Genomic DNA, 12,607 nt, shown 5'->3' with positions numbered 1-12,607 from the left:
GTGTCAAAAATTAGTGAAGATTTTCCTGAACCAGATAGCCCTGTGATTATGGTGATTTTTTTCTTTGGAATATTTACTGATATATCCTTAAGATTATTTTCATTTGCATGAAGTATCTCAATCATTTCTTCTGTCATAGTATCCCCTTCTTTCTCCAAAAATTTTGCTTACTTTAATACATAGTTCAGCAAAAAGTACTTGTTCATTTTCAGTTAAAGCGGATGCTGAAATTTCAGCTAAATGTTCATGTCCTTTCTCAGTATCCTTTAAAAAATTAAACCCTTTATCTGTTAATTCTGTCCAAAGTTCTCTTGCATCATAATTACTTTTCTCTTGTTTTATATAGCCTATCTCTTTAAGAATTTTTAACCCTTTAGATATTTTAGAACGTGAAACACCTAATCTATTACTTAATTCTGCAGGGAGACTTCCATTTGTTTGATATAAACACTCCAATAAATCATACTGAAACCAAGAAATATTATCTGGGTTTATTCTATTTCTTTCAGCAACAAGTTCACATTGAAGTCGTGATAAACCTTCTTCTAATTTAGAATTATATAAATTTTTATTCATAAATAAACACCTCATTAATGTTAATAAAATATAGTTTCCTTTTAGAAATTATTTTAGCACTTTAATAAAATAATTGCAATAAAGAAATTATATATAATGCTATTAACTAACTCACCTTATTGAAGAGAAGTAAATTTTTCTTTATAGTAGACATAAAAATATTTTTTTACTAAAATCCATTATCTAAACAGCGTTATATCTAACTTTATAATATTTTTCCATAATTATTAAATAGTAACACTTTAAGTATAAAATCATATAATATAATATAAATAATAGTTACTAATTCTATAATTAGTGGGGGAACTAAAGATTAATATGGAAGATGCATTTGTTATTCAATTAAAAAACTTGGTAATTCAATTAGGGGAAGCTGGTGTTAAATATGCTATAGAATCATTAGCTGATTGGATTATTCCTAAAAACACACTTTCTTTAAATAGAGATGGTGATACTGAAGTAGTTCGTACAGTTTCTCTTGAAGATGGTACAACTTTTGATATAATTGTAAGATTAAAACAGGAAATGGTAACACAATTATTAAGTATAAATTCAAAACCAACTTATAATTCATTTATTATGCCATTTTCAGCAGATGAAAACCAATGTCCTAACTATGAAGATAATATATCTCTTCAAGTAAAAGCTTATTCACCTAGAAGAGGTGGAATTAACCTTATTAATGGTTTTATATCTATAAATTGGTAATTTAATGTAAAATAAAAAGGGTCGCCTTAATTTTGAGGCGACCTGTTTTTTTATCAAACAAACTAGATTAAAGTCTTAAATAAGCCATCTTTTCTAGTAAATTTGTTGTTGCAAATCAATTTAATACTAGAGTTTGGTGGTTTTCTATTATTTTTTTCTTAGAATTAATTTTGGAAATTATTTAGTTTTTAATTGCCATGAAGTCAGATATGTATTCACTAATTATTATAGATTTCCATTTGATTATATTAATATATTCTTCACAAGAACGCATAGCTAGAATTGTTTCTTCAAATAATTTATCTAATTCCCAACCAAGCATATCTGCACCTTGTTTAATTACATCACGTGAACATCCAGCCGCGAACTTCTTATCCTTAAACTTTTTCTTAAGACTTAAAAGTCCCATATCCATAACGCTCTTAGATGAACGAATTCTTGCAGCTGCACCAATTAATCCTGTAAGTTCATCCACTGCAAATAATACTTTTTCCATCTGATGCTCCGGTTTAGGTTGTTCTTCTGAGCAAAGTCCGTATCCATGACTAGCTGCTGCTCTTATTAATCTCTCATCAACACCGTATTCTCTCATAATTTCTTGAGTTTTGCTACAATGTTGTTCTGGATACATTTCAAAATCCAAATCATGAAGTAACCCTACTATAGACCAAAAGTCTGCTTCATCTACATATCCTAATTTTTCTGAAAAATAATGCATAGTACCTTCAACTGTTAAAGCATGTTGAATATGAAATACTTCTTTATTGTACTCAGTAAGCAAATTCCTTTCTTCTTACAACTCTTAAGTCATAGTAAATATCTTATCTAATAACTATTAAATCTAATTTCATAACAACTATACATCCCCAATAAAAATTTTAGTTAAAAATATTATTTACATAATATTTTATTTTTTTATAGACTTTAATTTTACCATATATTTCCTAATAAAACTATGTTACAATAGTAGCAGGGAGAGGAATTAAAACCAAAAAATTCAAATTAAAGGGAAATATAAATATAATCAATATTCTATAATTGTTAGCTTAAAGTTAAAAATTATATTTGAATGTATTTGCGTAAATAAAAATAGATTCCCATAAATAAAAACCTCTTTATTTTCTTATTTCTCCTTTTATATGTCTATTTACTGAAATATATCCGTATTCTTAACTATAAATCTTATGTAATAGTCCTTACATAGTTTAATAACAATTGTTAAGGTAGAATATTTCAGTTTTATATAGATTATATTGGACTAGAAAGAGAGGAAATGTATATGAAGGTCAAAGGACGTAAAGGAAATAGTTGGTTTGAGATTTTTATTGCAAAAGAAAATGAAAGGTTCTTTGGTATTCTTATATTTTTATTTGGAATTGTTATTGTACTACTTAAATATCTTTGAATATAACAAAAAGACCTTTATATAGTGCATCTCTCCCAAGAAAAACTATACAAAGATCTTAACCAAATAAAAATATTAATTGCATCTTGAGATGGTTCCTTAATTGGAACTATCTCAGCCAAAGTTTTAATCTATATAAATTTATTACATATCTATATAATATACCTAAATTATACCTTATATGTTACTTATTATACAAATATTTTTTTAATCTCATATTTTTATAAGTCTATTATTTATAATATACAAATTCCTACATTAAAATTCATACTATTAATTTTTTAAATTACTCTTTTTCTGTCTTCATTAAATTCATTATAAAAATAGCTTATTATATCATCTTTAATTATTATAGACCATTCTATATCATTGTATACATTATAAAAATATCTTGTTAAATATTTTTTATTTAATTACCATTTCATATAAAACTATTTTACTCATTTTTGATACATTTTATTCCAATTTGATTTTGTTAACAATTTTATCTAAAACTAAGAAGAAACTATACTCTTGATTAAAATTCAATCATTTTGTGACATCTCCTCTTAGTTCTGCCAATGGTTTATATCTTCCTTATTTCCATAAATTATATGTATACAAATACATCTATCTTACCTAAATTTCTTGGTATTATGTTTCCATCAATCTTTTCTCCATTTATAATTATCTTAGGTTTATCATCTTTAATTTGATTTGAATTACTTGTAACTTGTGAATTAACTAAATTATTTGAGTTTTTCCCTTTATCTATATTTCCAACTCTTATTACTTTTATAGCATAATCTTCTTTCTCATTTTGAATTTTTATTTCAAATTCGTTCCATGACTTTGGTATACATGGATTTACCTTATAACCTTTATCTTCAACCCTTTTTAGACCTAAAATATCCTCAATACCAACTCTATACATCCAGCCTGAAGCTCCAGTATACCAGCTCCATCCACCTCTTCCTCCGTGGGGCTCTTTTATGTACACATCTGCAGCCATTACATAAGGTTCTAACTTGTAGATACTACATTCAAGCTCCGTCTTTGTATGATTTATTGGATTAATCATATTGTAGTATTTTGTAGCTTTATCACCTAATCCAAGCTTAGTCAAAGCTAATATTACCCAAGCGGCTGCATGAGTATATTGACCTCCGTTTTCTCTTACTCCTGGTACATACCCTTTTATATATCCTGGTTCAAGATATGAATCACTAAATGGTGGTGCTAATAAAAGTATCAATCCTTTATCCTTTTTCACTAGATTTTTATCAACAGCTTCCATTGCTTCAAGTGCTCTTTCACTGTGTTTTTCTACTGTTCCTATATAACGTTTATTAGAATTGTAATCAGATTCACTACCAGATTTAATTTTCGTAGCACCTGAAATTATGGCCCAGCTTTGTGCTAAAGAATCAATTTGGCATTCAGGATTTTCACGGCTTCCAAGTGGAGTACCATCATCAAAATATGCTCTTCTATACCAGCCACCATCCCAAGCATTTTTCTCTAAGTTCTCCCTTATAAATTCTTTTTGCTCTTCATAATGAACTTTGGTTTCTTCATCCTCTTTAATCTGCGCAATTTTAATGAAACTTTCTAAAATAGAGTACAAGAACCAACCAAGCCATACACTTTCTCCTTTTCCCTTATTCCCAACAGTGCTCATACCATCGTTCCAATCGCCACTACCCATTAATGGAATGTTGTGTACTCCAAACTTTAGAGCTTTTTTTATAGCCCTTAAACAGTGTTCATATATTGTTCCTTCCTTTGAAGATTGGCTGACTATTGTATATCTCTCATCTTCACCATCTCTTAAAGGCTCATCTTCAAGATAAGGTGCAGTTTCTTGTAAAATTTCATAATCTCCAGTTGAATTAATATATTCAGCAGTAACATAAGGAAGCCATAATAAATCATCACTAAATCTAGTCCTTATACCTGAATTTACAACTGGATGCCACCAATGTTGCACATCTCCTTCTACATACTGCCTTGAAGCACTACGTAATATTTGAGCCTTTGGTATTTCTGGATCAACAACTCCAAGTGCCATAGAATCTTGAAGTTGATCTCTAAATCCATATGCTCCACCACTTTGATAAAATGCACTTCTACTTAAATATCTACAGCTTAAAGTTTGATATAAAAGCCATCCATTTAAAAGGTAATTAAAAGATTTATCTGGAGTTTTAACTTGTATATTTCCTAGGAAATTTTTCCAATATTCTTTAACCTTTTCTAATTCTATATCTGCATTTCCTTTAACTTCATATTTTTCAATAACTTTTTCTATGTTTTCTTTTTCTTCCTCACCAAATAAAATTAAAAGCTCTTTCTTTTCACCTTTTTTAAGTTTAATCTTTGTAGTAGCCGCTAAACAAGGATCATAAATTCCTCCACATCGATTTGATAAATTCTCATTATCTAAGGCTTTTGGTGAAGAAACTTCTCCATTAATTCCTATAAATTCTTTGCTATCTCCAGTAAAGCTTAAATTCTCTCCTCCTAAAATAGTTAAATAAGAATTAAATTTTCCAAAATACTCACTGTAAGGATTGAATCCTCTAATGAATCCACTGTGATATACATAGCTAGCACTATTAGATTCCTCACGTTCTACATTTATATTACTATTTTCTTCAAATTCTCCATGAATATATGTTGAAACATATCTAGTACTATCATACTCATAAACACCCATTACAAGCTTTGCATAATAAAATAAAGAAATTTCTCTATCATTTTCACTTAAATTTTCTAAAGTTACTTTCTGAATTTTTATCTTCTCTTTTTTAGGCGCAAATACTTCTAGTTTTCCTTTTAAATCATAAGCAGTATGACTAAATTCAGAATATCCAAAACTATGTTTTATGAAGTAATCTCCTGAATCTCTAACTGGTTTTGGTGTTATGGAAAAATAATTATAAGAATAATCATCTCTAATATAGAGTGCTTCTCCTAATGGATCCCTAATATAATCATTACTCCAAGGTGTTATCTTATTTTCTCTAGAATTTCCACACCATGTATAAGACGAACCACTCTCAGATATATGAAATCCAAAATCATCATTAGAGATGACATTAATCCAAGGTGCTGGAGTATTTTTCAAGTTAGAAAGTTTTATCAAATAACTATTATCAAGCTTACTAAAACCACCATATCCATTAAAGAAATCTAAATCTTGCATATTAAAATTTTTATCAAATTTCTCTATATTTAAGTCTTCCTTATTCATGGACTTTCCTATGCCATCTTCTTTTTCTGCTACCTTTAATCCGTGAATTAAATCCTGTTTTTCTAAAAAGTCTATATCATGATCATATTCTTTATATTCTGTTATATTATCATCTAGATTTGGTATTACTTCATCTGCAACCTCTAATTTATAGTTGATATTTAGAGGCTTAGCTTCCTCTTCTAAATTCTTAGTTTCTACCTTGTTAGGTCTTTTTTCTAACAAATTGTTCTTGCCTTGTGGCATAAAGTTTTCTTCATGATTATCATCTAATATGTTATTGTAATTACGTTTATAACTTTCTTCATCAACAGATTCCTTATATCTTGAAAATTCATTACTATTATTGACTTTAAGCTCTTCAATTTTCGTAATTTGTTCTAAAATTGACCCCTTCTTTGAATCAACATACAGCCTAGCAATTCCTATTATTAAATCTTTAACCTTTGCATCCATAGTAGCTTTATTGTGAACGAATATTCCTCCTGGTGTGTTTAAAGAATTACTTTCATTTGATGTACTTATTAATTGCATTATATTCTTTTGAAGTGGTTCATCATAAGAAATCTCTTCATTATTGTATATAATTAAATCTAATTTTACCCCTTTAAGTTTAAGATAATAATGTAAATTCAACATATTACCTACTAGATTAATATCATCTGTATTTTCAATAGTTAAAAATACAATAGGTAAATCACCTGAAATTCCATAAGACCATAAATCTTTTTGATACTTTGAAATATTTTTTATATATTCTTCTCTATCCTTTCTGCCACTGTGCAAAAAGAATATATATGAAGCTAAACTTTGGAATATATTTGCTTGAGCACTTCTTATACCTAAATTCTTAAGTTCAAGTTGTGTTCTTATACTATAGCCTTCAAAAATCTTCTCCAAATTAACAACTTCTTTATTTTGTTTACATATATCAATAGCAGATTCTCTAGAGTCTGTTGTTCCTGTTATAAAATAAATCTCTTTTTTTGAATTTCCTTCTAATCTTATCCTAGCTCTAATACTCATTATTGGATCTAAAACTGTTCCAACAGTATTATCTAATGATTTGTCATTATCCATAGCCAAGGGAAATTTAAGTTCTCTATTTCTTCCTATAAAATTAATTCTAGAAGTTTCATAACTTATGTTTCCTTCTAATTCTCCATTTACTATAACTTTATGAAATATGTAAGGAACTTTTGCTCCTTTAACTCTACCTCTTCTACTTCCTATAAGCACATCTTCATTATTATCATATTCTGTTTGAACAAATAAATTAGAGAAAGTTGGATGTACTGCATCTGCACTAAATGTGGTCAATGTCACTTCCATATAACTTGTTATTTCAAGGCTTCTTCCCTTATCACTTAAATTATTTAAAGTGATTTTTCTAACTTCAAAATTCTCATCTGGAGAAATAACAACTTCCATTTGAGTTTCGATATTTCCATCCTTTCTATTAAACTTAGCCTTATCTAAATTAAATTCAGTAACATATTTATCTCCATGATTCTTACATGGCTCAAAAGTTGAACTCCAATAATCATTAGAATTTAAGTTTTTTATGTAAAAAAACATACCACTATCATCGCTTGTGGTGTTTCCTTTCCATCTATAAAGCATCATATCATTCTTCTTAGAATAACCACTTCCAGCTACAGTTATCATTGACGAATATTGGCCATTAGATAACAATAAAACTTCAGGATTATCTTGATTTGCTCCTTTAAATTTCCTTGGAATCAAGTTTTCTCCTTCAAAATACGTATTCTTTATAGAAAAATCTTCATTTCTCTCAAAGGTTACATTATTAGGAATCTTTTCTTTTAATAAAAGCTCAGTTGCCTTAACCTCTGGCAAACTATGAAATCTATTAACTAAAATATCATTAAGAAGTACATTATCAAGAGCCATTAAAGACATTCCCAAATGGTGTACCATATATGTCATAATTCTATTAGGCTTTATACCATCACTATATACACTATCAACTATTTGTTCATTATTTAAGTTTTTTGTATCACTATCAATTAAACAATTATCCTTATTATTAGTGTCCATTGCATTTTTTATAACATATTTATCTTCTCTTGCCTTAGTGTAATCTATAGCTTCAATAAATCCATATATTCCAAGACAACCTATTTCCTCTAATTTTCTAAGATTTTTAATTCCACTGTTCTTAGAAAATGGTAATGTCATCAAGGTTGAGTAAGGTGATATTACAATTTCATCTTCAAGACCTCTCTTTAGTCCAATGCCTGGAATTCCAAAAGCTTTATATTGATAATTTTCATCTACATCAAATTTATAAAATGCACATTCTGATATTCCCCAAGGTGTTTTCTTCTGCTTCGAAAAACTTTTTTGGGCTTTTATTACAGATTTATATGTTTTGCTAAGCAAAGTTTTAGGATAACTTTTCATTATTAAAGAAGGCATAAAATATTCAAACATAGTCCCACTCCAAGATACAAGAGAATGAGTGTGAAATGCATTTGTCATAGATCTACCTAATTTAAACCAATGAGATATAGGAACATCATTTTTCGCTATAGCAACAAATGATGCTATTCTTGATTCTGATGCCAATAAATCATAGTAAGAATTTCCAAGTGAATCTTCCTCTACGTTATAACCAATAAAGAATAATTGTCTAGTTTTATCATAAAGAAATTTAAAATCCATCTTTTCTGAAATCACATTAATATCTTTAATTATATTATCTATTTTTCTACTATATATTTTGAAATTATCAATCTTTACCTCAAATGTATTATTAAAATTATCACCAAATTCATTCTTATATTCTTCACACCTATCAATTAAGTCTCTAATACTAGGAACTCCTTCAAAAAATTCTTTACTATATAATTTTTCTAATCCATTAAATATGTAATTATAATGTTTAAGCTTTTTATTAGCCTCGTCAAAAAACTTATCTATCCAATATTTACTTTCTTCATTCTCTTTTCCTTGTAAGTAAGCTTTATTTTTATTGTCACTATTACTTTCCTCACATTGTGTAAGTTGTTGAATTTCAGCTAATATCTTATTTAAAGCATCTTTATATTCACCAATACTAATATTTGAACCAAATATAGCTTCAATTGAAGCTTCATCTTTTTCAATTATATTATAGATATCTTTTAATGACATAAGTTCATTTATTCTTATAACTTCTTTATCCTTTAATTCCTCCATAGCTTGTTTCAGCACCCACAAATCTCCCAAAAGATTTCCGCTATCAACAGTTGATACATATCTTGGCCATAGTGGAGCTTTAGTTTTTGTATCATACCAATTTAGATAATGTCCATGAACCATTTGTAGATCTTTCATGCTATTTAATATCATCTCTGTTTTATCAATAAACTCCATCATTGTTATATATCCTAAGTCATAAGCCACTACATTTGAAACAAGCCCCATACCTATATTAGTTGGAGATGTTCTATGAGCAATTCCTTTAAAAGGTTTTTCTTGATAATTATCTGGTGCTAAATAATTATTTTCTTCATTAACAAAATCCTCATAGTAAGCATATATTCTTCTTGATATTTTCCTTAAATAAACAATTTCTTCATCATCTAAAATCATTTTATTTTTAGAAATTTTTCTACTTATACAATAAGCTACATATGGACTTACTATCCAAAGTGCAGCAACAATTACGCTATAAACAATAACCCCAATAGGATTATAGATAGATAAATATAATACTAATAATCCCATTATTGGAGCAATCCACATTCTTTTTAAATATGATTTAAAAGTATTACTATATTTTTTTTCTACAGAATCAGAAGATTGCCACTCTAAAAGATTTCTTTTAGATATACATAGTCTAAATAATGTTCTTATTATTGCATCCATCATTAAAAATGCTTGATACGGAATAAATGTAAATATTAAAAGTATTTGCTGAAAACTTTTAAATGTTCCCATAAGTTTATTTTTAGGGGTAACAACAAAATCTGTAACTGTAAACACTAAAGAATTCATAAGTGCTAAAAAGCAGAGTAATGCAATCTGACTTCTTCCATTTAAAATAGTCAAAGAAAGAATCAATGCTATTAATAAATTAGGTGCTAAAAGGCTTCTTCTTAAATTATCAAATATTTTCCACTTGTTAAGAGAACTTATTTTTTTAGAAAATAACCAACCTATAAGTTGCCAATCCCCCCTAACCCATCTATGCAATCTTCTACAACTACTCTCATAAAAAGCTGGATATCCATCTATGAATTCCACCTGACTAACTAAGGCACATCTTGCAAGAGCTCCTTCTAAAAGATCATGACTCAAAATTCTATCATCTTTTATTGAAGTATTTAGTATATTATAAAATTCATCTATATTAATTATTCCCTTGCCTGTAAAAGATCCTTGACCAAACAAATCCTGATATGTATCAGAATAAGCTACTGAATAACCATCTACGCCTCCTTCTCCACCAAAAATATTTGAGAAATATGTTTGATTTTTAGATTCTAAACTTATGCTAACCTTAGGTTGCATAACACCATATCCTCTTAAAACTTCATTATCCTTAACATAGGGTACATTAAGTACATGGCTCATGGCACCTATAAGTTTAAAAGTGCTTTCTCTTGGCATAAATGTATCTTCATCTAAAGTAATTAAATATTTAACATCCTTAAGTATTTTTATTTCTGAACTTAGAACATTATAAGTATGATTTGTTTTTCCTCTGATGAGAGCCATAAATTCCATAAGCTTTCCACGTTTTCTTTCTCTTCCCATGAAAACATTTTGCTTTTTATTATAAATTCTCTCTCTACTAAAAAAGAAAAATCTTGCTTCATTATTATTTAGGTAATTATCTTTAGAATATTTATTATTTAACTTTCTTGCACATTCAATTCCACATTTAATTATTTCCTTATCATTCTCTTCAACCTGAAAATTTGAATCCGCAAAGTCACTAAGTAATGCAAAATAAATGTTTTTGTCCTTATTTCCACAATAAGCAACTTCCAATTTTTCCATAAGAGATTTAACCTTTTCTTTGCAATTTACAATTGCAGGAATGACTACTACTGTCTTGCAATCATCTGGAATTCCTTCACTAAAATCCATCTTAGGTACTAATCTAATCTGTACGGTTTTACTTACAATCCAATTAATAAGTCCAATTATAATTTCATTTATAGGAATTATACTGACTAAAAATAAAATTAGGTACTCAGCCTTAGTATACTTTACGCCACCCAAGCTACTTATAAATAAAAAAAGTGTACTTATAAGAAATGTTCCCAAAATATTTATTGCTAAATATGTACCTTCAGAAATTGCATGATTTACATTATTATAATATCCATCCAATTCACTTATACCATTATCAATTAAGTAATATCCAACATGACACTTATAAGATTCCTTGTTCTCATTTTTGTTCTTTATTGAAAGTTGTAATACATTATGTGCTACTTTAAGTTCATTTTTATTAGTTATTCTAGCTATACTTTCAAGTTTATGCCTATAATAATCCTTAGATTCAAAATCCATGCTTCCATAAACATTAACAGGATCTTCTCTTAGAATCCTTTCTACTAAAGATGTATTTTCAAAGAAATTTCTCCAACTTATATTCTCAATTTTTCTAATTGAAGTTATATAGTTCCCAATATATCTTTCTAAAAATTCCTCTCTTAAGTTGCTCCTAGTAGTATAATTATTAAGATCTTCTTCTATTCCCCATTTAAGCCTTACAAAATCATAAATACTCTTATTCTCTATGGAATTCTCCCTTAAAATTCTAAAAAATTCTCTTAAAAATAACGGACTAACTTTAGCATTAATATTTTCAAGTTCCTCATTAAGTTTATTGTTACTTATAGCATCTACAACTCTCTCAGCAACAATTTTTCCCTGTAAGATTTCCTTTTGAATATCAACAAGATTATTAGTATATTGTGATAAATTTATTATTATTGCTGTTTTAAGCATAAGTGGAAAAGCCCAAAGTTCACCAATAGTAAAAGCCATATCTTTATTTACAATATTAATATCCTCTTTTGGTCCATCTATATTACTCCTACTGTTATCTATTTTACTAAACAATTTTTCACTTACATTATTACACTCTAAATCCACACCTAAATTTTCTTCCTGAATTTTATTAATATATTTAATAAAGCTCTCACCATCAATATCTCCGCCTAAATTTACATAATTCTTTGCAACTACAAAAATACGGGGAAGTTCATTTTCAGATTCATTATAATTTTCATAATTTTTCTTTTCAAAATCTCTTTTCTCATCAAAATTCTTACTTTTAAATGTATTATTAATTTCATGCGTTCTCTTATGATCTATATTATCAATAAATTCTGTCATGGACGGTAATAACTTAAAATAATCAATAGGCATTTCCTTCTTAATTGCCTTATATTCTTTTTCAATTAAATATATATTATCAAGAAGCCACTCAGATGCTCCAAGAACTTTATTTCTTCCTTTGGATAACTTTCTAAAATACTTAAAATTTTCATGAATACAAGAAAATCCTTGATTAAGCTCTCTTAAAACATTCCTTCTTAATCCATAAGAATTGTTTTTCTTCAAGTAAAAAACTCCCTTCTTAATTAAATATGACTTAAGCATAGTTCTCAATGAAGTTATTTTTACCAAAACTACAAAAAAAATTCTTAAATTTT

4 protein-coding genes and 1 pseudogene are annotated in these 12,607 nt (G+C 27.8%); 2 read left to right on the top strand and 3 right to left on the bottom strand.

Annotated elements, in window-relative coordinates; translation table 11 throughout:
• Positions 1–117 precede the first annotated feature (117 nt).
• A complete protein-coding gene (locus NG901_RS02255; protein WP_252212126.1) occupies positions 118–576 on the bottom strand; it encodes a MarR family winged helix-turn-helix transcriptional regulator in 459 nt (152 codons plus the stop codon).
• A gap of 318 nt (positions 577–894) precedes the next feature.
• Here NG901_RS02255 and NG901_RS02250 point away from each other — a divergent pair, with 318 nt between their 5' ends.
• The gene (locus NG901_RS02250) at positions 895–1,284 is read left to right on the top strand and encodes a hypothetical protein (RefSeq protein ID WP_252212125.1); all 390 of its coding nucleotides are present in this window, start codon (positions 895–897) and stop codon (positions 1,282–1,284) included.
• A gap of 218 nt (positions 1,285–1,502) precedes the next feature.
• Here NG901_RS02250 and NG901_RS02245 read toward each other — a convergent pair.
• Positions 1,503–2,065, bottom strand: a pseudogene (locus NG901_RS02245) (hydrolase).
• Positions 2,066–2,563: 498 nt separating this feature from the next.
• Here NG901_RS02245 and NG901_RS17070 point away from each other — a divergent pair.
• Positions 2,564–2,689, top strand: a complete 126-nt coding sequence (locus tag NG901_RS17070) for a hypothetical protein (protein WP_286674020.1) — start codon at positions 2,564–2,566, stop codon at positions 2,687–2,689.
• 589 nt (positions 2,690–3,278) lie between these two features.
• Here the strand turns inward: NG901_RS17070 and NG901_RS02240 are convergent.
• The gene (locus tag NG901_RS02240) at positions 3,279–12,515 is read right to left on the bottom strand and encodes a glycoside hydrolase family 94 protein (RefSeq protein ID WP_252212123.1); all 9,237 of its coding nucleotides are present in this window, start codon (positions 12,513–12,515) and stop codon (positions 3,279–3,281) included.
• Positions 12,516–12,607: the final 92 nt, after the last annotated feature.

The organism is Clostridium sp. CMCC3677 (genome assembly GCF_023845585.1).
In the GTDB taxonomy this organism is placed as follows: domain Bacteria; phylum Bacillota; class Clostridia; order Clostridiales; family Clostridiaceae; genus Clostridium; species Clostridium aquiflavi.
Note: the sequence above shows the minus strand (reverse complement) of the source record. Positions and strands in the feature narration are given on the sequence as shown.

Excerpts from the sequence above, each read along its gene's own strand:
- NG901_RS02255 (WP_252212126.1), bottom strand. The coding sequence starts at position 576 with ATGAATAAAAATTTATATAATTCTAAATTAGAAGAAGGTTTATCACGA.
- NG901_RS02250 (WP_252212125.1), top strand. The coding sequence starts at position 895 with ATGGAAGATGCATTTGTTATTCAATTAAAAAACTTGGTAATTCAATTA.
- NG901_RS17070 (WP_286674020.1), top strand. The coding sequence starts at position 2,564 with ATGAAGGTCAAAGGACGTAAAGGAAATAGTTGGTTTGAGATTTTTATT.